This is a genomic window from Citrobacter sp. Cb004 (assembly GCF_030337065.1).
Lineage (GTDB): Bacteria > Pseudomonadota > Gammaproteobacteria > Enterobacterales > Enterobacteriaceae > Citrobacter > Citrobacter braakii.
In genome coordinates this window covers 204,927-228,962 of record NZ_JAOWCH010000061.1, presented here as the reverse complement: position 1 = coordinate 228,962, position 24,036 = coordinate 204,927, and the positions used below count along the sequence as shown (strand labels likewise).

Genomic DNA, 24,036 nt, shown 5'->3' with positions numbered 1-24,036 from the left:
TCTTAATCCTTAGTTTGCAACAGCGCGATGGTGCGGTTCATTTCGTTAAACACGATGTTGAGACCTTCATCGAAACCCATACCCGGCTTGATCAGCATGCGCATTGGACGCGCAGCCAGCGCGACGTGTACGCAGGTACGCGCACTGATTTCCGTTTCGTTACAGGTACCGCCCTGATAGGCTTCCATTCCGTGTTTGTTGCAATACAGCACCGCATCGACGATGTTGTGAATACCGCCCAGATCCGGGGTCTTGATCTGCACCATGTGGCAACTGCCCGCGTCGGTGAAGTCCACGATATCCTGATAGGTGTTACACCATTCATCCGCAACAATTTTCACGCCGGAACCCAGACGGGTAAGCTCCTGAGTGATCTCGGTGAGCATGCGGATCTGATCCGGCTTGTTACCGGCATCTACCGGGCCTTCAATGTACAGCGGCAGGCCTTGAGCTTCGGCTTCCAGGCTGGCGATGTATTCGGCGCAACGCACCGGATCCATATCGAAGATCAGACCGATGGTGCCGTAGACATCAATATGCAGCGTCGGGTGATAGGTTTCGTTGGTGCGCAGGCTCAGGATGCGGTTTGATAACCAGCGGACGTACTCACGCAGTTTTTCGCCTTTGAAGCCCAGCTTCTCTTCTACGTTATTGATCAGCGCATGCGGCAGGACGTCCACACCTTTGAGGATCATCTTGTCGACGGCGATATAACGGTCGTCGCCGCTCTGGCCAAATAATGGAATGGCTTCCGGGACGCACGGCAGTTGCCATTCATCACAAACCACTTCTGCTTTCAGACGACCGGTAGCCAGTGCCGCCGCGTCGAGCAGCGCCTGAGACAGACCATAACGTACGGCGGTATGCAGCAGATGGCCGTCAATACGCAGTTCGTCAAAGAAACGGGCGTTGGTCAGGAACGAATCAACGTCACGGCCTTCCAGCAGCGGTTTGATGTGATCGTTAAGGAACGGAATGAAGTTTTCAGCCAGGAACAGCGGATCGCGTCCACCTGCACCTGAATATTGCACCGCTGCACAATCGCCCACCGCTACCGCGCCGTTTTCCAGAATCAGCTGTACGGATACGCATTCACCCGCCTGACGAACAGATGTAAATCCAGGCGTTACCGGAGCGCCGGTATAGATAAACCCGTCATGACCGGCGCCGTTTTTGATGGCCTGCTGATCGTCAAAATAAAATGAGGAGTAGCCAGCTGTGAAAAGGGCCTGTTTAATTTTCATTATGGTCTTCCTATTAATTTACTGTGGGATACGGCGTTGATGTCATCAATGACCATCTGGAAAGAAGGCTTGCGGCCTTCGAAATGCGCGCGCTCTGCGACGTAGTCGTGGTGCAGGGCGAGAATGTCTTTCGGCAGCGGAACGGCACCGGCTTCGAGAATACGGATGGCGCCTGTGTTATCGCGAACAGGCAGGATCTTACCGGCGTTACAGGCGGCGGGCGCGAAAGGTACATCCAGTACGCCTGCTTCAAAGGCCAGCACCGTACCGCGCGCAATGTCGCCATTGCCCAGTTCGAAGACTTTCTTCAGCACCGCGCGGACTTCGCTCTTAATCAGATCAACTTCCTGCTCCACGGCAGCGCACTGCGGGAATTTCTGGTCGCTGACCATGTTGAGCATCTGGCGCGAAGCTTTCAGACCCTGGGCGTTCGCTGCCGCCGTTGGGATACCGAACGCTTCGTGCGGGCTTTTGGTGATCACTTTGGTGGCACCTGACATACCGGCAACCGCTGCGCCCCAGGCGATAACGGAGAAGGCTTTTGCTTCATCTTCCGGGAATCCGCCCATCCACTGGTGGAAAACGGTACTCAGTTCGTAATCGTCGAAGCCATGGTTATGGAAATATTCGTGGGAAAGTTCGCGCAGCGCCTGAATCGCTGCAATATCCTGCGTCAGGCTACCGACCTGGCCGTAGCCAACGGTAATTGACTTCACGCCTTGTTCCAGAGCCAACAGACCTTCGATAATCGCCACCGAGTGGGACATAAACGGCGGGATCAAGGTGCCGGTCAGTGGGCCAAACGGTTCACGGTTGATACGAATACCGTTCTCTTCGTACAGGCCCATCAGGCGGTCGCAGTACTGCCAGTCGCGGATGGATTTTTCCAGAGTGACACGTTTAGCGTAAGGAATGTTGTAGGAGATGCCGCCGCCTTCGTAGCTGGTAAAGCCACTGGCCATGGCGATTTCTGCCAGCAGGCGCGCATCCGGCGTGCCGTGACGAACCTGGATCGGTTTTTCCAGCGCTTCAGTCATACGACGGCAGGCAGCAACCCCGTGATTGACGACCGGTAAACCATTCAGCTTAGAAGTACCTGCTTCGATAGATTTCTGGATCCCGACGGCGGCTTCTTCATAGCGGTTCAGACGGGTATAGGCATCGATAGTACTCGGCAGGAGGTCGCACTCTTCCTGCAATGTTTTGAGCAGCGCAATATGCTCATCCATTAATGCTACGCCTGCGCGCGGCTGGCTCAGGGTTTTCCCTTCCTGATCGGCCTTCAGCAGAGCAAGGGAGAAGCGCTTTTTATCCGGAATTGATTGCTGGTACTTCACGCCATCTTCGAAGTTCTCAACGTCTTTGCCGGTTTCCCAGGTTTGTAATACCTGATGCCTTTCGGTCATGAATTCGTCATGGGTCAATTTTTTATTTCGAAGTTCCATTCGTAGCTGCCTTAAGTTTTATAGGGTTAAACACTGAATGCTGGTGCGAGCAGCGGCTTGCGGGTACAGCCTGGCGACGTTTGCCAGTAGCGGGAGCAGGCCATTTGAATCGCGGTAATACTCAAACTGATTCGGTAACAAAATTCTTTTACCCTGGTCGTCCAGCTCCCGGTATTTGAGCCAGCTATGGATATCGAACTGGCTGGCGCGAGAGAGCCATCCCCCTGAACCGACGACTTTGCGTACGGTGGTGAGATCGCGACCCATCTGTAAATCCACGTTACCCACGCAGGTGCAAACCTGCTTTTTAGTGCCCGCGTGGCGCTCAGCGGCATAGCCCACGCACAAACCTGCCAGCAGGGTGTCGAAATATTTCTCCTCCTCGCTGAGCGGCAGGTAATCCGGTTGCCCAACCAGATGACGCAGGTAGCGGTAAAACGCTTCCTCGCGCTGCGGTTGTTGGGCGAAGATGACTTTCACCATATCCTGCGTGCTTTCTCCCACCACGACGGCGGAAACGCGCATTCCCAGGTCGCCTTCAACGGTACGTTTGACGAACGGTTCAGGAACACCATGCAGGACGGTATCGGGGGAGAGGGTATTCGCGCTGGCCGAATAGACATCCGTGGTGGCTCCGCCCATATCAATCAGCATGAATTCCTTCCATGCGCTGTCGTAATCGCTAATGGCTTTGACTAACTCATATACCGTCCATGGCGTCGGCATTGGCTCTTCACCGGTTTCGCCGACGATGACGTCCAGACCTTTACCTTTGACAATGCGTGACAAGAACACATCGCAAATCGCCTGGCGCGCGGCAAACGGATTTGGGTGATCGAGATCAGGCAGAATGTTGTCTACCGTGGTCAGATCTTTATGTCCCAGAATCGTTTGTATTTCGTCCTGAATGTCCCGATTTCCGGCGTAGATAATGGCGCAATCAAGCGTTGAGCCTGCCAGCGCGTGCGCATTCGCCAGGCCGTAGCTTTCTTCGCCACCGTCTGTACCGCCGGTAAACAACAGAATGTCTGGCGGTGATGATTCCAGCTCCTGGATGTCATGCCGGTTCAGTTTGTACGAATAATATTGCGCGATTTTCGCTCCTGCCGAATGGGCGGTAACTTTTGCTGATTCCAGCGTAATGGAAGGCACCAGCCCCATTGCTGCAACGGCGAGTCCACCTTTGGCCGAGGAGGAGTATTTCAACTGCACTTCACCACTTTTCAGTAACGGGCGAGCATCGGCAACGTTCAGCACCTGATTCAGGCTGGCAAAAAAACCGTCTGCCAGATGATGTGTGGTGGTTGGGGTCAGGACATGGTTTACCAGGGTTAATTCCTCGCCTTCATGGGCGAAGAGGGCAGCCTTGGTCCATGTCGAGCCGATATCGACAGAAACTGTTTGCATCAGATAGCCTCTTCCAGGCAACGCTGCTCGAGGCCATTGTGTTGGCGAATATCATTGGTGATAAGCGCGCAGACATCTTCCAGGTCGTGGCTTGGTGCGAAGACGCGGTTAAAACCCATCTCCTTAAACTTCACTTCCACATCGCCGAAGTCATGTTTACCAACTACCAGGTTGCCGCCGACGTACAGCAGAATGTCGCCGAGGCCGCGTTCGATGCAGCGCTCACGTAACCCGAGGCAGTCAATGTCGCCATGACCGTAGATAGAGGACACCACGATGGCATCGGCGCCTGTTTCAATCGCGGCATCAATATATTCATCCTGGCTCACCATCACCCCGAGGTTGATTACGTGAAAATCATGAGCAGTAAAAACGCGATCCAGAACTTTATTACCTACTGCATGGCAGTCAGCACCGATGACGCCAATAACAAGTGTAGATTTCTTCATGGGTAATCCTCTGTAGGGCTGATGGTCAATAAGTGAAAATTATTTTCTAATATTTAGAACATGGCTTGTGACAACCTCTTAATAGGGTCGGAGTTTCTGTGTAAGCGGAAAAGGAAGCAATTGATCTATTTTCAAAATATCCTGCGCAAAATGATTGTTATATTTTTTATTTGTAAAAATCCTTGTTTATCAGGTGGTTGAATTTTGTTTCTGCGGCAATTTTTAATTTACCAGGAAAATGACGAATAAATGACTTGCCATGTTTGTGATCGAAATCTTATTTTGTTGTGCGCCTCATTCATGCGTCATTTTTTATAATTTAAAAAATTTATCTTTACTAAATAACTTGTGAACGGGATAACGGTTTTTTATTTTTTAATCTTATATGACATAATTATATTTTGTTAAATTTAAGATAAAAATGATAATGAATTGTTTGTGGCATATTTAAACGTTGCCACATAAGAGAAAAAGAGAAGTGAGTGATAACTTTCAGTGATGCTTTAAGCGAAACGCCTGCGCTGTGCTGAGGACGTCAAACCCAATGCGTCTGTCAATGAGGGACGCTTTCGCTTCCATTTGAGATAGTTACATCTTGGTGTTAATTATAAGTAAAATTTAAATGAATAATTTGTATGAAATAACAATTCCATGACTTGCTAAACAAAAAACTGTGAGCTACCCGGCAATAGTGACTCTTAATCTGCTGGCAATTTTGTCAGTCGGGCGGGTTAAAAGATCGTGTAGATTTAAATAAATATCCTATCATTTGTAGTAACGGCAATTACTCATTGAAAAACATACCGTTAACATGGCGTTCACTAGTCGCCTGACTGTTAAACACTATTAACATTAAATTTGAAAATTGATTTAAATCAATGTTTAAAACTTGGTAAACAGCCTCAAAAGAGGTTAAATTGCTGCAGATCAAATTGGTCTGAAAGTGATAAATTAGCTATAAATTGATCACTATCGAAAAATGCAAATTTACCTCGATAAAAACCTGTTTATTGTAAGGATTTTACGGCGTAATATAATTGCGGGATCAATTTGAGTGTTTTATTAACATGTTTGTAACCTTTCATCATTGTCCTTTCTTCAATTGAGAAGAAAGAGCAGCGGCGGAGGGAAGCAGATAAATTTGTATTGGGGCATGCGTGTGACCCTTTCTAACGGGGTTCACTCTCGGAGTCTTCATGCGATGAGCAAGGAGTCATGATGTTAGATATAGTCGAACTGTCGCGCTTACAGTTTGCCTTGACCGCGATGTACCACTTCCTGTTTGTGCCACTGACGCTAGGTATGGCGTTCTTGCTGGCCATCATGGAAACGGTCTACGTCCTTTCCGGCAAACAGATTTATAAAGATATGACCAAGTTCTGGGGCAAGTTGTTTGGTATCAACTTCGCTCTGGGTGTGGCAACCGGTCTGACCATGGAGTTCCAGTTCGGGACTAACTGGTCTTACTACTCCCACTATGTAGGGGATATTTTCGGTGCGCCGCTGGCGATTGAAGGTTTGATGGCCTTCTTCCTCGAATCCACCTTTGTAGGTCTGTTCTTCTTCGGCTGGGACCGTTTGGGTAAAGTCCAGCATATGTGCGTCACCTGGCTGGTGGCTCTGGGTTCTAACCTGTCCGCACTGTGGATTCTGGTTGCGAACGGCTGGATGCAAAACCCAATCGCCGCGGATTTCAACTTTGAAACCATGCGCATGGAGATGCTGAGCTTCTCTGAACTGGTGCTCAACCCGGTAGCACAGGTGAAATTTGTTCACACTGTGGCATCTGGTTATGTTTGTGGCGCGATGTTCGTTCTGGGGATCAGCTCCTACTATATGCTGCGCGGTCGTGACTTCGCGTTTGCTAAACGTTCTTTTGCAATCGCCGCCAGCTTTGGTATGGCTGCTATTCTGTCTGTTATCGTTCTGGGTGATGAATCCGGTTACGAAATGGGCGACGTGCAGAAAACCAAACTTGCTGCTATTGAAGCAGAATGGGAAACGCAGCCTGCACCGGCTTCCTTTACCCTGTTCGGTATTCCGGACCAGGATGCGCAGGAAAACCATTTTGCGATTCAAATTCCTTATGCGCTGGGCATCATTGCCACCCGCTCTGTTGATACACCGGTCATTGGTCTGAAAGACCTGATGGTGCAGCACGAAGAGCGCATCCGTAACGGGATGAAAGCGTATCAACTGCTGGAAGAACTGCGTGCAGGAACTACCGATCAGGCCGTTCGCGACCAGTTCAACAGCATGAAGAAAGACCTGGGTTATGGTCTGCTGCTGAAACGCTATACGGATAACGTCACCGACGCGACCGAAGCGCAAATTCAGCAGGCAACGAAAGATTCTATTCCTCGCGTTGCGCCGCTGTACTTCGCTTTCCGTATTATGGTGGCGTGCGGCATTCTGATGCTGGCAATCATCGCAGTGTCCTTCTGGACCGTGATTCGTAACCGTATCGGTGAGAAAAAATGGCTGCTGCGCACCGCGCTGTATGCGATTCCTCTGCCGTGGATTGCCATTGAATCCGGTTGGTTTGTTGCAGAGTACGGCCGCCAACCGTGGGCGATTGGTGAAGTGTTACCAACAGCCGTAGCGAACTCTTCGCTGACCGCTGGCGACCTCATCTTCTCGATGCTGTTGATTTGCGGCCTGTATACCCTGTTCCTGGTGGCTGAACTGTATCTGATGTTCAAGTTCGCACGCCTTGGGCCGAGTAGCCTGAAAACCGGTCGTTATCACTACGAGCAGTCCACTGTGACTTCTCAGCCGGCACGCTAAGACAGGAGTCGTCAAATGATCGATTATGAAGTATTGCGTTTTATCTGGTGGCTGCTGGTTGGCATTCTGCTGATTGGTTTCGCGGTCACTGATGGCTTCGACATGGGGGTGGGCATGCTCACCCGTTTCCTCGGTCGTAATGATACCGAGCGTCGAATTATGATTAACTCCATCGCCCCGCACTGGGACGGTAACCAGGTTTGGCTCATCACCGCGGGTGGCGCACTGTTCGCTGCCTGGCCGATGGTGTATGCCGCTGCGTTCTCCGGTTTCTATGTGGCGATGATCCTGGTACTGGCGTCTTTGTTCTTCCGTCCGGTCGGTTTTGATTACCGCTCCAAGATTGAAGACATGCGCTGGCGCAACATGTGGGACTGGGGCATCTTCATTGGTAGCTTCGTTCCACCGCTGGTTATTGGCGTGGCGTTCGGCAACCTGCTGCAAGGGGTTCCGTTCCACGTAGACGACTACATGCGTTTGTACTACACCGGTAACTTCTTCCAGTTGCTGAATCCGTTTGGTCTGCTGGCGGGTGTCGTGAGTGTTGGGATGATCATCACCCAGGGCGCGACCTATCTGCAGATGCGTACGGTAGGTGAACTGCATCTGCGTGCGCGTGCAACGTCGCAGGTTGCGGCACTGGTCACTATGGTCTGCTTCGCGCTGGCTGGTGTGTGGGTGATTTACGGTATTGACGGTTATGTTGTGACCTCAGCACTGGATCATCATGCCGCCTCTAACCCGCTGACCAAAGAAGTGGCTCGCGTGGCTGGCGCATGGATGGTGAACTTTAACAATGCACCTATCCTGTGGCTGGTTCCTGCACTGGGCGTGGTTCTGCCGCTGTTGACCATCCTGACTTCTCGTATGGAGAAAGGGGCATGGGCGTTCGTCTTCTCTTCACTGACGTTAGCCTGCATCATCCTGACGGCTGGTATCGCAATGTTCCCGTTTGTGATGCCATCCAGCACCATGATGAACGCAAGTCTGACCATGTGGGATGCAACGTCCAGCCAGCTGACGCTGAATCTGATGACGTATGTAGCTTGTGTGTTCGTTCCGATCATTCTGCTGTACACCGGCTGGTGTTACTGGAAGATGTTCGGACGCATCACCAAAGAAGATATTGAAAGCAACACCCACTCTCTGTACTAAGTAAGGAGCTTAAAATGTGGTATTTCGCATGGATTTTGGGAACGCTTCTTGCCTGTGCATTTGGGATAATCACAGCGCTGGCGCTTGAGCACGTTGAATCAGGCAAAGCCGGACAAGAAGATAGCTGATGACCAACATTATCGCGATGCAGTATAACGCGATGGACAAGCGCCCCTTGCGGGCGCTTTCCTTTGTGCTGGCAATCGTGTTGGCTGGCTGCATATTCTGGGATCCGTCACGTTTCGCGGCCAAAACCAGTGAGCTGGAAATCTGGCATGGTCTCCTGCTGATGTGGGCGGTCTGCGCAGGAATCATTCACGGCGTTGGTTTTCGTCCTCGCGCCGTACACTGGCAGGGCATTTTCTGCCCGTTAATCGCGGATATCGTCCTGGTTGTTGGTCTGATTTTCTTCTTCTTTTGAATAAGAAACATCCTTAAATATTTATGGGCTTGCATAAGCCCATAAATTTTTACTCTCCGTTTACTTTCCCCCATTCCAAACCACCATTCCCGCGCGTATAGTAGCGAAGTTTGAAAGCATTAACCTAAGGTTGTGCCCTGGAGTTGTGTGCGGTGGCGACACTGGACCATCAGGACGCAACTTAATTGCATTACCGGGATGTAAAGTGAATACAGCGCGATATACAACGACATTCTTGAAGCATCGCGGCGGCAAGAACGCGAGTCACCTGGCGCTTACAAAGTTAAGCGATCGGTGTGAGTGGGCGAAGCCAACAAAGAGGCAGTAAGAATGAACAAGTATATGTTTCGATGGCCGGTTCGTGTCTACTATGAAGACACCGATGCCGGTGGGGTGGTTTACCACGCCAGCTACGTCGCTTTTTACGAAAGAGCACGCACAGAAATGCTGCGTCATCATCACTTCAGTCAGCAGGTCCTGTTGGCCGAACGTGTAGCCTTTGTGGTGCGCAAGATGACGCTGGAGTATTTTGCGCCTGCCCGGCTCGACGATATGCTCGAAGTCCAAACCGAAATTACGTCAATGCGTGGCACCTCATTGGTTTTCACGCAACGCATTGTCAACGCAGAGAACACCGTGCTGAATGAAGCCGAAGTTCTGATTGTTTGCGTTGATCCACTCAAAATGAAGCCTCGTGCGCTTCCCAAGTCTATTGTCGCGGAGTTTAAGCAGTGACTGACATGAATATCCTTGATTTGTTCCTGAAGGCAAGCCTTCTGGTTAAACTTATCATGTTGATTTTGATTGGTTTCTCAATCGCATCCTGGGCCATTATTATCCAGCGGACCCGTATTCTTAATGCTGCTTCACGTGAAGCTGAAGCATTTGAAGACAAGTTCTGGTCCGGCATTGAATTGTCGCGCCTGTATCAGGAAAGCCAGGGGCGTCGTGATAACCTGGTGGGCTCGGAACAAATTTTCTACAGCGGATTCAAAGAGTTTGCGCGTCTGCATCGGGCGAATAGTCATGCGCCGGAAGCGGTCGTTGAGGGGGCATCCCGTGCGATGCGTATCTCGATGAACCGTGAACTGGAAACGCTGGAAACGCATATTCCATTCCTTGGCACCGTCGGCTCCATCAGCCCGTATATCGGTCTGTTCGGTACCGTTTGGGGGATCATGCACGCATTTATCGCGTTAGGCGCGGTAAAACAGGCAACGCTGCAAATGGTCGCACCGGGTATCGCGGAAGCGTTGATTGCAACGGCTATCGGTCTGTTTGCGGCAATCCCGGCGGTTATGGCTTACAACCGACTGAATCAGCGCGTGAACAAGCTGGAGCTGAATTACGACAACTTTATGGAAGAGTTCACCGCGATTCTGCACCGCCAGGCGTTTACCGTTAGCGAGAGCAACAAGGGGTAAGCCATGGCCAGAACGCGTGGACGAGGTCGTCGCGAACTCAAGTCCGAAATCAATATTGTACCGCTGCTCGACGTACTACTGGTGCTGTTGCTGATCTTTATGGCAACCGCGCCGATTATTACGCAGAGTGTGGAAGTCGACCTGCCGGATGCGACCGAATCGCAAGCTGTCAGCAGTAACGACGAACCGCCGGTCATTATTGAAGTTTCCGGGATAGGGCAATACAGCGTGGTCGTTGAGAAAGATCGTATGGATCAACTGCCGCCGGAGCAGGTTATCGCGGAAGCGAAAAGTCGCCTGCAGACCAATCCGAAAACGGTCTTTTTAATCGGTGGTGCGAAAGACGTGCCTTATGATGAAATAATTAAAGCGCTGAACTTGTTACACAGTGCAGGCGTAAAATCGGTTGGCTTGATGACGCAGCCAATCTGATGACTGCGTTTTGCTGGCTTGAAAGATAGCGCGTAACAGGCGAACAGTTTTTTGGGAACCGAGAGTGTCAAAGGCAACCGAACAAAACGACAAGCTCAAAAGGGCGATAATTATTTCAGCGGTGCTGCATGTCATTTTATTTGCAGCGCTGATCTGGAGTTCGTTCGATGAGCACATTGATGCTTCAGCCGGCGGCGGTGGCGGTTCGTCCATCGACGCCGTTATGGTCGATCCTGGCGCCGTTGTGCAACAGTACGACAGGCAGCAGCAACAGCAGGCAAGTGCTAAACGTGCAGAAGAGCAGCGTGAAAAACAGGCGCAGCAGCAAGCTGAGGAACTTCGCGAGAAGCAGGCGGCCGAGCAAGAGCGACTGAAGCAACTTGAAAAAGAACGTTTAGCCGCGCAGGAAAAAGTGCGCGAACAGGCGGAACAGCAGAAACAGGCCGAAGCCGCCGCCGCGAAAGCGCAAGAGCAACAGAAACAGGCTGAAGAAGCTGCGGCGAAGGCTGCTGCAGACGCGAAGGCCAAAGCTGATGCTCAGGCGAAACAAGCGGCAGATGCCGCGAAGAAAGCCGCTGCGGACGCACAGAAAAAAGCAGAGGCTGAAGCCGCTAAAGCCGCCGCTGATGCGAAGAAAATTGCCGAAGCACAAGCTGCTAAGGCTGCCGCAGACGCTGCGAAGAAAGCTCAGGCTGAAGCCGCCAAGCAAGCAGCAGCCGAGAAAGCTGCTGCGGAGAAAGCAGAAAAAGCCGCTGCCGCGAAAGCTGCCGCTGCTGAAAAGGCTGCGGCTGATAAGAAAGCCGCAGCGGAAAAAGCAGCAGCAGACAAAAAAGCTGCAGCCGAGAAAGCCGCTGCCGATAAGAAAGCTGCGGCAGATAAAGCGGCGGCTGCGAAAAAGGCTGCGGCCGAAAAAGCAGCTGCAGCCTCTGGCGTTGACGACTTGTTGGGTGACTTAAGCTCCGGTAAGAATGCACCGAAATCGGGTGGTGGAGCGAAAGGAAACGGTCAACCGGCGAAAGATAGTGGTACAAGTGGTGCAAATGGCGGTGCATCTGGCGCTGATATCAGTGCTTACGCATCTCAAATTCGTAATGCGATCCAGAGCCGTCTGTATGGTGCCGATTTGTATGCGGGTAAATCTTGCGTATTACATATCAAGTTAGCACCCGATGGTCTGTTACTGGATGTGACCGAAGAGGGCGGAGATCCGGCATTGTGTCAGGCTGCGCTGACGGCTGCGAAAACAGCCAGAATTCCTAAACCGCCTAGCCAGGCTGTTTATGAAAAAGTAAAAGATGCCAAGCTGGACTTTAAACTGTAATAACGTCCCTGAGAATTCAGGGGAAACGGTCTAAGGTTGAGACAGCGTTCTGGTAGTTTTGTGTATTTGAGTTTGTTAACATTCTGCTAAATTATCGTGGGCTTTCCGTCCAGATAAGGGAGATATGATGAAGCAGGCATTACGAGTAGCATTTGGTTTTCTGATGCTGTGGGCAGCGGTGCTGCACGCAGAAGTACGTATCGAGATCACCCAGGGGGTGGACTCGGCACGCCCGATTGGTGTTGTCCCCTTCCAGTGGGCAGGGCCGGGTGCTGCACCTGAAGATATCGGTGGTATCGTAGGCGCTGACCTGCGTAACAGCGGTAAATTTAATCCGTTAGACCGTTCTCGCCTGCCGCAGCAGCCGGGTACCGCACAGGAAGTTCAACCTGCCGCATGGTCTGCGCTGGGTATTGATGCCGTGGTAGTAGGTCAGGTTACGCCTAATCCGGATGGTTCCTACAGCGTTGCTTATCAACTGGTAGATACCGGTGGCGCACCGGGTACCGTACTGGCACAGAACACCTATAAAGTGAACAAGCAGTGGTTGCGTTACGCGGGCCATACTGCAAGTGACGAAGTGTTTGAAAAACTGACCGGTATTAAAGGTGCATTCCGTACCCGTATCGCTTATGTTGTTCAGACGAACGGTGGCCAGTTCCCGTACGAATTACGTGTATCCGACTACGATGGCTACAACCAGTTCGTGGTACACCGTTCTCCGCAGCCGCTGATGTCTCCGGCATGGTCTCCGGACGGTTCAAAACTGGCGTACGTCACTTTCGAAAGCGGTCGTTCTGCGCTGGTTATTCAGACGTTGTCTAATGGCGCGGTTCGTCAGGTAGCGTCGTTCCCACGTCACAACGGTGCACCTGCGTTTTCTCCGGATGGCAGCAAACTGGCGTTTGCCCTGTCTAAAACCGGTAGCCTGAACCTGTATGTCATGGACATTGGTTCCGGTCAGATCCGTCAGGTGACGGATGGTCGCAGCAACAACACGGAACCTACCTGGTTCCCGGACAGCCAAAACCTGGCCTTTACCTCTGACCAGGCCGGTCGTCCGCAGGTATATAAAGTTAACGTCAACGGCGGTGCTCCGCAGCGTATTACCTGGGAAGGTTCGCAAAACCAGGATGCGGATGTGAGCAGCGACGGTAAGTTTATGGTAATGGTAAGCTCAGCCAATGGTCAGCAGCACATTGCCAAACAAGATCTGGTAGCGGGTGGCGTACAAGTCCTGTCGTCAACGTTCCTGGATGAAACGCCAAGTCTGGCACCTAACGGCACTATGGTAATCTACAGCTCTTCTCAGGGGATGGGATCCGTGCTGAATTTGGTTTCTACAGATGGGCGTTTCAAAGCGCGTCTTCCGGCAACTGATGGTCAGGTTAAATTCCCTGCCTGGTCGCCGTATCTGTGATAATAAATAATTGATTAATAAAGGAATCATTGAAATGCAACTGAACAAAGTGCTGAAAGGGCTGATGATTGCTCTGCCTGTTATGGCTATTGCAGCGTGTTCTTCTAACAAGAACGCCAGCAATGACGGCAGCGAAGGCATGCTGGGTGCCGGCACTGGTATGGATGCAAACGGCAGCGGCAACATGTCTTCTGAAGAGCAAGCGCGTCTTCAGATGCAACAGCTGCAGCAGAACAACATCGTTTACTTCGATCTGGACAAGTACGATATCCGTTCTGACTTCGCTGCAATGCTGGATGCTCACGCTAACTTCCTGCGTAGCAACCCGTCTTACAAAGTCACCGTAGAAGGTCATGCGGACGAACGTGGTACTCCTGAGTACAACATCTCCCTGGGTGAGCGTCGTGCGAACGCCGTTAAGATGTACCTGCAGGGTAAAGGCGTTTCTGCTGACCAGATCTCCATCGTTTCTTACGGTAAAGAAAAACCTGCAGTACTGGGTCATGACGAAGCGGCTTACGCCAAAAACCGTCGCGCCGTACTGGTTTACTAAGAGAATTGCATGAGCAGTAACTTCAGACATCACCTGTTGAGTCTGTCGTTACTGGTTGGCATAGCGGCCCCTTGGGCCGCTTTTGCACAGGCGCCAATCAGTAGTGTCGGCTCAGGCTCGGTCGAAGACCGTGTCACTCAACTCGAGCGTATTTCTAACGCTCACAGTCAGCTTTTAACCCAACTCCAGCAACAACTCTCCGATAATCAGTCCGATATCGATTCCCTGCGTGGTCAAATTCAGGAAAATCAATATCAACTGAATCAGGTTGTTGAGCGACAGAAGCAGATATTGCTGCAGATGAATAATCTTGGCAGCGGTAGTGCGCCTGCGGCACAGTCTACAGGTGGCGATCAGAGTGGGGCGGCAACCCCTGCACCTGATGCGGGAGCTGCAGCAACGTCAGGGGCTCCCGTGCAAACTGGCGATGCGAATACCGATTACAATGCAGCGATTGCTCTGGTGCAGGATAAATCCCGCCAGGATGACGCGATTGAAGCATTCCAGAACTTCATCAAAAAGTACCCGGACTCTACTTACCTGCCCAATGCGAATTACTGGCTGGGTCAGTTGAATTACAACAAGGGTAAAAAAGATGATGCTGCGTTCTATTTTGCTTCGGTAGTTAAAAACTTCCCAAAATCACCTAAGGCTGCAGACGCGATGTATAAAGTCGGCGTCATCATGCAGGACAAAGGTGACACAGCAAAAGCTAAAGCGGTTTATCAGCAGGTTATCACTAAATATCCTGGCACTGATGGCGCAAAACAAGCGCAAAAACGCCTTGGCGCGATGTAATGACCACCATGCGACCAGAAATCGTGTTATTTCTGGTCGTGTCGTGTGATTCCTAAGCAGTTGAGTTATTTACATCGAAATTTTTGTTGCGCTAAAATCTGAAATCAGTAATATATGCCGCCGTTGCCAAGGGATATCAAACAGCCCGAAAGCGGCGAAAAAAGTGGGGCGTTAGCTCAGTTGGTAGAGCAGTTGACTTTTAATCAATTGGTCGCAGGTTCGAATCCTGCACGCCCCACCACTTAATGCAGTATCCAGCGTAGTATCGGGTGATTAGCTCAGCTGGGAGAGCACCTCCCTTACAAGGAGGGGGTCGGCGGTTCGATCCCGTCATCACCCACCACTCGGGGCGTTAGCTCAGTTGGTAGAGCAGTTGACTTTTAATCAATTGGTCGCAGGTTCGAATCCTGCACGCCCCACCAACTTTAACATTGTACTCAAGTGTTAAACGTGAAGGATAACGTTGCTTTAGCAACGGCCCGCTAGGGCGAGACGAAGTCGAGTCATCCTGCACGCCCCACCAATTCTTATATTGGTGTCGAGTAAAAAATTTTTCAGGTGACATCCGAGCGGGTCGTTAGCTCAGTTGGTAGAGCAGTTGACTTTTAATCAATTGGTCGCAGGTTCGAATCCTGCACGACCCACCATCCTGAATAATTGAAGCAGTAAACCCCATACGGGGGCGTTAGCTCAGTTGGTAGAGCAGTTGACTTTTAATCAATTGGTCGCAGGTTCGAATCCTGCACGCCCCACCAGTGTAAAAAGGCGCCCTAAAGGCGCCTTTTTGCTATCTGCGATTTATAAGATTGCCTGATGTCCTTTGCTTATCAGTCTACAGACGACACTACTCGCGTTGGCCGGATAAGACGTCAGACGCCATCCGGCATTCATCACACGCAATTATTGTGACTTTTCTGCGCCAATCCGCTATCTTGTTTAGCATACAAAACAAATCAAACCGAATATGGCGTGCGTCACGCTTTTAATCGGTTATTTCGTTAAGCCAGTGAAACGAGAAAGCAAGATGAGCGTGATGTTTGATCCAGAAGCAGCAATTTATCCGTTTCCGCCGAAGCCAGTACCGCTAAGTGTGGATGAAAAGCAATTTTATCGTGAAAAAATCAAGCGCCTGCTGAAAGAGCGTGATGCCGTTATGGTCGCGCATTATTACACCGATCCTGAAATTCAGCAGTTAGCGGAAGAGACCGGGGGCTGTATTTCTGATTCTCTGGAGATGGCGCGGTTCGGTGCAAAGCATTCTGCCTCTACGCTGCTGGTTGCGGGCGTGAGGTTTATGGGAGAAACTGCCAAAATTCTCAGCCCGGAAAAGACCATCCTGATGCCGACCTTACAGGCGGAATGTTCATTAGATCTGGGCTGTCCGATTGACGCGTTCAGCGCATTTTGCGACGCGCATCCGGATCGTACCGTGGTGGTTTACGCCAATACCTCTGCTGCCGTTAAAGCACGTGCGGACTGGGTCGTGACTTCCAGTATCGCGGTTGAACTTATTGAACATCTTGATAGTTTAGGTGAAAAAATCATCTGGGCTCCGGACAGACATCTGGGCAACTACGTGCAAAAACAGACCGGCGCAGACGTGCTCTGTTGGCAGGGCGCCTGTATCGTCCACGACGAGTTTAAAACCCAGGCTTTAACACGCATGAAAGGGCTTTACCCTGATGCCGCGGTGCTGGTGCACCCGGAGTCCCCTCAGTCTATCGTTGATATGGCAGATGCGGTTGGCTCAACCAGCCAGCTCATCAACGCGGCTAAATCGTTACCGCATAAGCAGTTGATTGTGGCGACTGACCGGGGCATTTTTTACAAAATGCAGCAGGCCGTTCCGGATAAAGAGCTGCTTGAAGCTCCGACGGCTGGCGAGGGGGCAACCTGTCGCAGCTGTGCGCATTGTCCGTGGATGGCGATGAATGGCCTGAAAGCGATTGCTGAGGGCCTGGAACATGGCGGCGCGGCTCATGAGATACATGTTGAGGACTCGCTGAGAGAAGGGGCGCTGTTGCCGTTAAACCGTATGTTGGAATTTGCGGCTACACTTCGAGCGTAATTATTTATTTTTGCTCTGGGGGAAAAGATGGACTTTTTTAGCACGCAGAACATTCTGGTACATATTCCGATTGGCGCGGGTGGTTACGATTTGTCGTGGATCGAAGCCGTGGGAACGATCGCCGGGTTGCTGTGTATTGGCCTGGCGAGCCTTGAGAAAATCAGCAATTACTTCTTCGGTCTGATAAACGTCACGCTGTTTGCAATTATCTTCTTTCAGATCCAGCTCTATGCCAGCTTGTTGCTGCAAGTTTTCTTCTTTGCCGCAAATATCTACGGCTGGTATGCCTGGTCCCGGCAAACCAACCAGCATGAAGCGGAACTGAAAATTCGCTGGCTACCGCTTCCAAAAGCGATCGGCTGGCTGGCGGCTTGCGTGGTGGCGATCGGCCTGATGTCGATCTATATCGATCCGGTCTTTGCGTTCCTGACAGGCATTGCAGTGAATATTATGCAGGCATTGGGATTACATGTTGTTGTGCCTGAACTACAACCCGATGCATTCCCGTTCTGGGACTCCTGCATGATGGTGCTGTCGATTGCAGCGATGATACTGATGACGCGCAAATACGTTGAAAACTGGCTGCTGTGGGTGATCATTAACGTCATTAGCGTGGTGATCTTTGCCCTGCAAGGCGTATATGCCATGTCGCTGGAATATATGATCCTGACGGTTATCGCCCTGAACGGTAGCAGGATGTGGATTAACAGTGCACGTGAGCGGGGTTCCCACGCGCTTTCTCATTAATGGTGATGATGTGAATGGCCGGACACGCCCTGATACAGGTGACAGTCCGGCCCATTGCACGGCTGATACTCCATCTGGATTGTGGCGTGTTCAATCTGGTAGTGATGGATAAGGAAATGCTGAATACGCTCCAGCAACGCATCGTGATCGTGTGGCGGGATCACCTGAACATGCAGCGTCATTACCGGTTTTTCGCCCACCATCCAGACATGGACATGGTGAACGTTGCGGACTTCAGGAATATCCCGGCTGAGATGGCGCTGCAGTGCGGCGATATCCAGCGTCAGCGGGGCACCTTCCAGTAATTCATTAACGCTATCTTTTAGCAATCGCCAGGCGCTACGCAGCACCAGTACGGAAACCAGAATCGAGAGAATTGGGTCCGCGGGTGTCCAGCCTGTCCAGATAATAATCAGCGCAGCGATGATAGCCCCGACCGAGCCAAGTAAATCGCCCATCACATGCAGCGCCGCGGCGCGGACGTTCAGATTTTTCTCTTCACTGCCGCGATGTAAAACCCAAAAAGCGAGCACGTTGGCCAGTAGACCCGCGACAGCAATAACCATCATCATGCCGCCAGCCACGGGGCGAGGCGTCTGGAAGCGCTCAATCGCCTCCCAGACGATTAAAATGGTGATAACGACCAATGCGATGGCATTAACAAATGCGGCCAGCGTTGTGAGCCTCAGCCAGCCGAAGGTGTGTCGTATTGTGGGCGGGCGACGGGAAAACCGGACGGCCAGCAGCGCGAAAAGCAGCGCCGCAGCATCCGTGAGCATGTGCCCGGCGTCGGCCAGCAAGGCCAGTGAACCAGAAAGTATGCCACCCACCACTTCAACCAACATAAATCCGGCTGTAATGCAGAATGCGAACATCAGTCGGCGGGCATTATTGTCCTTGGGTTGTTCAGAGGAAGTATGAGTATGTGCGTGCGCCATTATGCCATCCCTTTGTTATTCTCATCTTTACTGTATGCCATCATACCGTTTTTGGGATGATAAAATTAAAAAGGAGAGCTATTGCTCTCCCGTTATTAGCTTTAATTTCAGCGTTACTGCGTGGTGCCATCAGTTTTTGTGTCAACATCATTGTTGATGCCGTTTCCGGTTTCAACCTTCTTATTCACATCAGGGCAGCGACCGTCCTTACACATAGTGTTTTTGTGCATCTCATCTTTGGTCATCCCTTCATGGTTCATTGATGAACCGTCCGGGTGCAGCATTGTGCCACCTGAATTCACGTTACTGTTGTCGACATTATTTGGCGCCACGTTTTCGCGGGCGTCTGGGGCGACTTGTCCTGCATCAGCCGAGGAATTTGCCTGACCGTTATTGGACTGCGCGTTGCTTTCAGCAGCCAGTGCCGCGCCGCTGGCGAGGCTGAGTGTAGCGGTAAGGAAGAGTGAAGCCAGCTTTGTCATATGCATAATATGCTCCTGTTAAGGTCGATATGTCGGATAACGTCTTCCAACAGTGCATGTGCCAGTTACATCATTAATATGTGGTTAATCGTTTTGCTATGGAAATTAAAACCAGCATAGAATCTTGAAATCTATGAAAATTAAAGCTGTTACAGTTAGAAATTGTAGTTTGGATCTCGTTTTTCGCTACTTTATTGCGTTTTTTTGGCCAATTCCAGGATTAATCCGTCCAAAGTGTAAAACCCCGTTTACACTTTATGACTGAAGATATAGATTGGAGGGATTGCATTCATTTATATAAGTATGGCAACGCTGGAATAATCATGAATTATCAGAACGACGATTTACGCATTAAAGAGATCAACGAGTTATTACCACCAGTCGCACTGCTGGAAAAATTCCCCGCTACTGAAAATGCCGCCAATACGGTGGCTCATGCCCGTAAGGCGATTCATAAAATTCTGAAAGGGAGCGACGATCGCCTTCTGGTGGTGATTGGGCCGTGCTCTATTCATGATCCGGCAGCTGCCAAAGAGTATGCCACTCGTCTGCTGGCGCTGCGCGAAGCGTTAAAAGGTGAGCTTGAAATCGTCATGCGCGTCTATTTTGAAAAACCGCGTACCACCGTTGGCTGGAAAGGGCTTATCAACGACCCGCACATGGACAACAGCTTCCAGATCAATGATGGGCTGCGCATTGCGCGTAAACTGCTGCTGGATATCAACGACAGCGGATTGCCGACTGCGGGTGAATTCCTCGATATGATCACCCCACAATATCTCGCCGATCTGATGAGCTGGGGCGCAATTGGGGCACGTACAACAGAATCTCAGGTGCACCGCGAGCTGGCATCGGGTCTGTCCTGCCCGGTTGGTTTTAAAAACGGTACCGATGGCACCATCAAAGTGGCGATTGATGCAATCAACGCTGCAGGGGCACCGCACTGCTTCCTGTCTGTCACCAAATGGGGTCATTCAGCGATCGTGAATACCAGTGGTAATGGCGATTGCCATATCATTCTGCGCGGTGGCAAAGAGCCGAACTACAGCGCTCAGCACGTTGCGGACGTGAAAGAAGGCCTGATCAAAGCAGGACTCTCTGCACAAGTGATGATCGACTTCAGCCATGCCAACTCCAGCAAGCAGTTCAAAAAGCAGATGGATGTTGCGAAAGATGTTTGCGGACAAGTCGCCGGTGGCGAAAAAGCAATTATTGGCGTGATGATCGAAAGCCATTTGGTGGAAGGTAATCAGAATCCGGATAGCGGTGAGCCGCTGACCTACGGTAAGAGCATCACCGACGCATGCATTGGTTGGGAAGATACCGATGCGGTGTTGCGTCAACTGGCGGATGCGGTAAAAGCGCGTCGCGGTTAACCAAGTCCCCTGGGCCTGAGAAGCGTAGCGCCATCAGGCATTCCGTTGCAGACTGCCGGATGGGGCGATGTCTTATCCGGCCTACATTTTCTGGTCGTGTCGAAATAAAAAAAGCGTGGAGAAATCCACGCTTTTTCTTTAACTTACCGCGAAAATTACTTCGCTTTACCCTGGTTCGCAACGGCCGCCGCTTTTGCTGCGATCTCGTCAGCGTTACCCAGATAGTAGTGTTTGATCGGCTTGAAGTTTTCGTCGAACTCATACACCAGCGGTACGCCGGTCGGGATGTTCAGTTCAAGGATCTCATCTTCGCCCATGTTATCAAGGTATTTAACCAGCGCACGCAGAGAGTTACCGTGAGCGGCGATAATTACGCGCTCACCGCTTTTCATGCGCGGCAGAATGGTTTCATTCCAGTAAGGGATAACGCGATCGATGGTCAGCGCCAGGCTTTCGGTAACTGGTAACTCTTTGTCGGTCAGCTTCGCATAACGCGGATCGTGACCCGGGTAACGCTCGTCGTCTTTGGTCAGTTCCGGCGGGGTAACCGCAAAGCCGCGACGCCACTGCTTAACCTGCTCATCACCGTATTTTTCCGCGGTTTCTGCTTTGTTCAAACCCTGCAGCGCACCGTAATGGCGTTCGTTCAGTTTCCAGGATTTCTCAACCGGCAGCCAGGCCTGATCCAGTTCGTCCAGTACGTTCCACAGGGTGTGGATGGCACGTTTCAGCACGGAGGTATAAGCAAAATCAAAGCTGTAGCCTTCCTCTTTCAGCAGTTTTCCTGCCGCTTTTGCTTCGCCCACGCCTTTCTCGGACAGATCAACATCATACCAACCGGTAAAACGGTTTTCGTTGTTCCACTGACTTTCACCGTGACGTACCAGAACCAGCTTAGTTACAGCCATACATTCACTCCTATAAATCATATCGAATGATAATAATTCTCATTATATTGCCGTAATCCGTCAGCGGCAATGCTTATCCTTATACAATAGCGAAAATTAGTCATTAATGTAAGAAACATGTAAATGAGAGGTTGTTTAGGGAGAGCAAGGTGAGTGACTGAGCACCCGAGAGAAAAGGGGCGAGATTTTCAGTGAATGCAGAGCCTGAAAATTGTTCAAAATGTGAAAATCCTCATACCAAAAAGTCAATCAAACGGAATTCAAGTACCTTACTCATTACTGCCTTTGAATGTCTTCAAGTATGCTATTCATAATTTCTGAGTAAATGTTCGAACGATTAATTTTCCGTCAAAGAATTTCACAATAATTCATTTCCTTATCAGATTTCATATTTGAGGATATTTATCATGTCAGGTGCAATAAGCTCTCTGGAAAGGGTGATCTTACCTGTTGCCGTAAAACTGGGAAAACAGGTACATGTCAATGCCATTAAAAATGGCTTTATCAGGTTAATGCCTTTAACGCTGGTTGGGGCAATGTTTGTTCTTATTAACAATGTGCTACTTAATTTTGGTGAAGGATCATTCTTCTGGTCAATGGGGGTGCGACTGGATGGAGGAACAATTGTTTCTCTGGAACAATTAAAAGTCATTGGTGGCAGCGTTTATAACGGCACGCTGGGGATAATGTCATTAATGACACCATTTTTTATTGGTATGGCACTTGCTGAAGAGCGTAAAGTCGATGCTCTGGCCGCTGGCTTATTATCAATCGCGTCTTTTATGACCGTAACACCATTTACCGTAGAGCAGGCGAGTGCCATTGGCGCAAACTGGCTTGGCGGCGCGAATATTATCTCAGGGATTGTAATAGGTTTGGTCGTTGCTGAGATGTTTGCTTTTATTATCCGCCGTCAATGGGTTATCAAGCTACCTGATAGCGTACCGGAGTCAGTCTCTCGTTCATTTACTGCTTTGCTCCCCGGTTTCATCATTCTTTTAATTATGGGGCTCATGTCATGGGGGCTTTCTCTGGCGGGTACCCATTTCCACCAGGTGATTATTAATTCGATCTCCACTCCACTGGCGTCACTTGGCAGTATTGTGGGATGGGCATATGTCATATTTAATTCATTACTCTGGTTTTTCGGCGTGCACGGAGGCCTGGCGCTAACTGCGCTGAATAGCGGTATCCTCGGCCCGTGGGGAATGGAAAACATGGAGACCTACACCCATTTTGGTTCTGTCGATGCAGCACTGGCCGCGGGTAAAAGCTTCCACTTTTGGACAGGCCCAATGCTGGAATCGTATGTTTACCTTGGGGGAACGGGAGCGACGCTTGGTCTGATTGTTGCCATTTTTATTGCCTCGCGCCGTGCGGATTATCGTCAGGTGGCCAAAATGGCGCTGCCGTCGGGACTCTTTAATATTAACGAGCCTATTTTATTTGGCTTGCCAATCATTATGAATCCAGTGTTGATGATCCCCTTTGTGCTTATTCAGCCAATCCTGGCGGGAATCACCCTGCTGGTGTATTCATTAGGTATTATCCCTCCATCCACAAACTTTGCACCGTGGACGATGCCGCCTGGACTGGGAGCATTTTTCAATTCAAATGGTAGTGTTGCTGCTTTGATTATGGCATTAGTGAATCTTGCCATGGCAACGATAATTTATCTGCCATTTGTTGTGATTGCTAATAAAGCGCAAAACGTTATTGATGAGGAAGAGAGCGAGGAAGATATCGCTAATGCTTTGAAGTTTTAATGAGGAACTACCATGGAAATTAACACCGTTCATGAAAATCAGTTTTTAAAGGGTAAGGATTTTTACTTCTTTATCCTTGATAAAACGGAGAGTATTAGTGGATTACACCAGCATGATTATTATGAGTTTACCCTTGTGCTGACGGGAAGTTGTTGTCAGGAGATTAATGGTAAACACGTTATAATGGAGCGTGGTGATTTTGTGTTTATTCCTGTGGGGTCATATCATCAAACTTTTTATGATTACGGTGTTACTCGCATTTTAAATATGGGAGTCAGTAAGTGCTATTTTGATGAACATTATTTGAATATGCTGCCCTCATGTTTTGTGGCATCACAACGTTATACGATGTCAAATGCATTTTTGACCTGCATAGAATCTACATTATCAACGTTGGGCGTACATCAGAGCGAGTGCGATGAATTCAATAAATTACTTACTTTTTATATCGTCAATCGGCTACAGCATTATGAAGACAATCCACGGTCAGATTCCGTGCCCGGCTGGTTATCTCAACTGATAAGAGAAATGCACAAAAAATCAATGTTTGCAGATCAGGCATTAAATAATATGGTCAGACTCTCCGGAAAAACCCAATCGTATCTTACGCGTGCAACAAATCGTTATTACCAGAAAACACCTGGGCAAATAATTAATGATATTCGTATTGATTATTGTAAGAAGCAGTTGGAGACAACTAATTTTTCTGTGACGGATATTGCTTTTGAAGCAGGTTTCAGTAGCCCAGGGATTTTTATTAATAATTTTAAAAAATTGACATCATTTACGCCGGGTAATTATCGCAGGCAGTTGGTCAACACCAATCATTAGCACTTTTGGTATCAGGCGCTAGTGAGTTAAGTAAATAACAACAGATTGCAGGAGACTGCTTTCA

23 protein-coding genes and 5 tRNA genes are annotated in these 24,036 nt (G+C 50.0%); 21 read left to right on the top strand and 7 right to left on the bottom strand.

Going from position 1 to position 24,036, the window contains the following annotated elements; genetic code table 11:
* Positions 1-2: 2 nt before the first annotated feature.
* The 4 genes from OGV65_RS14765 to glmS are packed head-to-tail and all read right to left on the bottom strand — an operon-like array spanning position 3 to position 4,545.
* On the bottom strand, positions 3-1,244 hold the full coding sequence (locus tag OGV65_RS14765; protein ID WP_016152305.1) for a methylaspartate ammonia-lyase: 1,242 nt from the start codon (positions 1,242-1,244) through the stop codon (positions 3-5).
* Positions 1,244-2,689, bottom strand: a complete 1,446-nt coding sequence (locus OGV65_RS14760; RefSeq protein ID WP_016156014.1) for a methylaspartate mutase subunit E — start codon at positions 2,687-2,689, stop codon at positions 1,244-1,246. The genes OGV65_RS14765 and OGV65_RS14760 overlap by 1 nt, the downstream gene beginning before the upstream one ends.
* An 18-nt stretch (positions 2,690-2,707) precedes the next feature.
* Positions 2,708-4,096, bottom strand: coding sequence for a methylaspartate mutase accessory protein GlmL (gene glmL, locus OGV65_RS14755; RefSeq protein ID WP_047497777.1), 1,389 nt, complete (start codon positions 4,094-4,096; stop codon positions 2,708-2,710).
* The gene (gene glmS, locus OGV65_RS14750; protein ID WP_016152308.1) at positions 4,096-4,545 is read right to left on the bottom strand and encodes a methylaspartate mutase subunit S; all 450 of its coding nucleotides are present in this window, start codon (positions 4,543-4,545) and stop codon (positions 4,096-4,098) included. Before glmS ends, glmL begins: the two co-directional genes overlap by 1 nt.
* 1,218 nt (positions 4,546-5,763) lie before the next feature.
* Here glmS and cydA point away from each other — a divergent pair.
* The 18 genes from cydA to pnuC all read left to right on the top strand — a co-directional run bounded on the left by cydA (position 5,764) and on the right by pnuC (position 17,671).
* Positions 5,764-7,332: a cytochrome ubiquinol oxidase subunit I gene (gene cydA, locus OGV65_RS14745; protein ID WP_016152309.1), complete on the top strand. Its 1,569-nt coding sequence runs from the start codon at positions 5,764-5,766 to the stop codon at positions 7,330-7,332.
* 15 nt (positions 7,333-7,347) lie between these two features.
* Entirely contained in the window at positions 7,348-8,487 is a 1,140-nt protein-coding gene (cydB, locus tag OGV65_RS14740) for a cytochrome d ubiquinol oxidase subunit II (protein ID WP_016152310.1), read from the top strand.
* A gap of 14 nt (positions 8,488-8,501) precedes the next feature.
* Positions 8,502-8,615 carry a cytochrome bd-I oxidase subunit CydX gene (cydX, locus tag OGV65_RS14735; protein ID WP_003022970.1) on the top strand — a complete coding sequence of 38 codons (114 nt, stop codon included), beginning with the start codon at positions 8,502-8,504 and terminating at the stop codon, positions 8,613-8,615.
* Positions 8,615-8,908, top strand: coding sequence for a cyd operon protein YbgE (gene ybgE, locus OGV65_RS14730; protein ID WP_016152311.1), 294 nt, complete (start codon positions 8,615-8,617; stop codon positions 8,906-8,908). Before cydX ends, ybgE begins: the two co-directional genes overlap by 1 nt.
* A 330-nt stretch (positions 8,909-9,238) precedes the next feature.
* Complete coding sequence (ybgC, locus tag OGV65_RS14725; RefSeq protein WP_003831439.1) at positions 9,239-9,643, top strand: tol-pal system-associated acyl-CoA thioesterase; 405 nt, start codon at positions 9,239-9,241, stop codon at positions 9,641-9,643.
* Entirely contained in the window at positions 9,640-10,332 is a 693-nt protein-coding gene (tolQ, locus tag OGV65_RS14720) for a Tol-Pal system protein TolQ (protein ID WP_016152312.1), read from the top strand. The genes ybgC and tolQ overlap by 4 nt, the downstream gene beginning before the upstream one ends.
* A 3-nt stretch (positions 10,333-10,335) precedes the next feature.
* Positions 10,336-10,764, top strand: coding sequence for a colicin uptake protein TolR (gene tolR, locus OGV65_RS14715; protein WP_003022978.1), 429 nt, complete (start codon positions 10,336-10,338; stop codon positions 10,762-10,764).
* Positions 10,765-10,828: 64 nt separating this feature from the next.
* Positions 10,829-12,085 carry a cell envelope integrity protein TolA gene (gene tolA, locus OGV65_RS14710; protein WP_016152313.1) on the top strand — a complete coding sequence of 419 codons (1,257 nt, stop codon included), beginning with the start codon at positions 10,829-10,831 and terminating at the stop codon, positions 12,083-12,085.
* Between the two features lie 127 nt (positions 12,086-12,212).
* On the top strand, positions 12,213-13,505 hold the full coding sequence (tolB, locus tag OGV65_RS14705; RefSeq protein WP_003022981.1) for a Tol-Pal system beta propeller repeat protein TolB: 1,293 nt from the start codon (positions 12,213-12,215) through the stop codon (positions 13,503-13,505).
* A 34-nt stretch (positions 13,506-13,539) separates the two neighbouring features.
* Positions 13,540-14,058: a peptidoglycan-associated lipoprotein Pal gene (gene pal / locus OGV65_RS14700; RefSeq protein WP_003022983.1), complete on the top strand. Its 519-nt coding sequence runs from the start codon at positions 13,540-13,542 to the stop codon at positions 14,056-14,058.
* 9 nt (positions 14,059-14,067) lie between these two features.
* A complete protein-coding gene (gene cpoB / locus OGV65_RS14695) occupies positions 14,068-14,856 on the top strand; it encodes a cell division protein CpoB (RefSeq protein WP_016156016.1) in 789 nt (262 codons plus the stop codon).
* 165 nt (positions 14,857-15,021) lie between these two features.
* Positions 15,022-15,097, top strand: a tRNA-Lys gene (locus tag OGV65_RS14690).
* Positions 15,098-15,123: 26 nt separating this feature from the next.
* A tRNA-Val gene (locus OGV65_RS14685) sits at positions 15,124-15,199 on the top strand.
* A gap of 3 nt (positions 15,200-15,202) precedes the next feature.
* A tRNA-Lys gene (locus OGV65_RS14680) sits at positions 15,203-15,278 on the top strand.
* Between the two features lie 149 nt (positions 15,279-15,427).
* A tRNA-Lys gene (locus OGV65_RS14675) sits at positions 15,428-15,503 on the top strand.
* Between the two features lie 32 nt (positions 15,504-15,535).
* A tRNA-Lys gene (locus tag OGV65_RS14670) sits at positions 15,536-15,611 on the top strand.
* Positions 15,612-15,880: 269 nt separating this feature from the next.
* Positions 15,881-16,924 (top strand): quinolinate synthase NadA, encoded by a 1,044-nt coding sequence (gene nadA, locus OGV65_RS14665; protein WP_016152315.1) that lies wholly within the window; start codon positions 15,881-15,883, stop codon positions 16,922-16,924.
* 27 nt (positions 16,925-16,951) lie between these two features.
* Positions 16,952-17,671, top strand: coding sequence for a nicotinamide riboside transporter PnuC (gene pnuC / locus OGV65_RS14660; protein WP_047497780.1), 720 nt, complete (start codon positions 16,952-16,954; stop codon positions 17,669-17,671).
* Here pnuC and zitB read toward each other — a convergent pair.
* Together zitB and OGV65_RS14650 are read right to left on the bottom strand one after the other, a co-directional pair.
* Positions 17,668-18,609, bottom strand: a complete 942-nt coding sequence (zitB, locus tag OGV65_RS14655; RefSeq protein WP_019076308.1) for a CDF family zinc transporter ZitB — start codon at positions 18,607-18,609, stop codon at positions 17,668-17,670. The two genes, pnuC and zitB, sit on opposite strands and share 4 nt — an antisense overlap.
* Positions 18,610-18,722: 113 nt before the next feature.
* Positions 18,723-19,097: a YbgS-like family protein gene (locus OGV65_RS14650; protein WP_016152318.1), complete on the bottom strand. Its 375-nt coding sequence runs from the start codon at positions 19,095-19,097 to the stop codon at positions 18,723-18,725.
* A 317-nt stretch (positions 19,098-19,414) separates the two neighbouring features.
* On the opposite strand from OGV65_RS14650, the gene aroG reads away from it, so the two are divergent.
* Positions 19,415-20,467: a 3-deoxy-7-phosphoheptulonate synthase AroG gene (aroG, locus tag OGV65_RS14645; protein ID WP_204551576.1), complete on the top strand. Its 1,053-nt coding sequence runs from the start codon at positions 19,415-19,417 to the stop codon at positions 20,465-20,467.
* A 155-nt stretch (positions 20,468-20,622) separates the two neighbouring features.
* Here the strand turns inward: aroG and gpmA are convergent, their stop codons facing one another.
* On the bottom strand, positions 20,623-21,375 hold the full coding sequence (gpmA, locus tag OGV65_RS14640) for a 2,3-diphosphoglycerate-dependent phosphoglycerate mutase (RefSeq protein WP_003022999.1): 753 nt from the start codon (positions 21,373-21,375) through the stop codon (positions 20,623-20,625).
* Positions 21,376-21,782: 407 nt separating this feature from the next.
* Here gpmA and chbC point away from each other — a divergent pair, with 407 nt between their 5' ends.
* Both chbC and chbR read left to right on the top strand, forming a co-directional pair.
* The gene (gene chbC, locus OGV65_RS14635) at positions 21,783-23,141 is read left to right on the top strand and encodes a PTS N,N'-diacetylchitobiose transporter subunit IIC (protein ID WP_141874990.1); all 1,359 of its coding nucleotides are present in this window, start codon (positions 21,783-21,785) and stop codon (positions 23,139-23,141) included.
* A gap of 12 nt (positions 23,142-23,153) precedes the next feature.
* Positions 23,154-23,972 carry a transcriptional regulator ChbR gene (gene chbR, locus OGV65_RS14630; protein WP_047497788.1) on the top strand — a complete coding sequence of 273 codons (819 nt, stop codon included), beginning with the start codon at positions 23,154-23,156 and terminating at the stop codon, positions 23,970-23,972.
* The last annotated feature ends 64 nt before the right edge of the window (positions 23,973-24,036 follow it).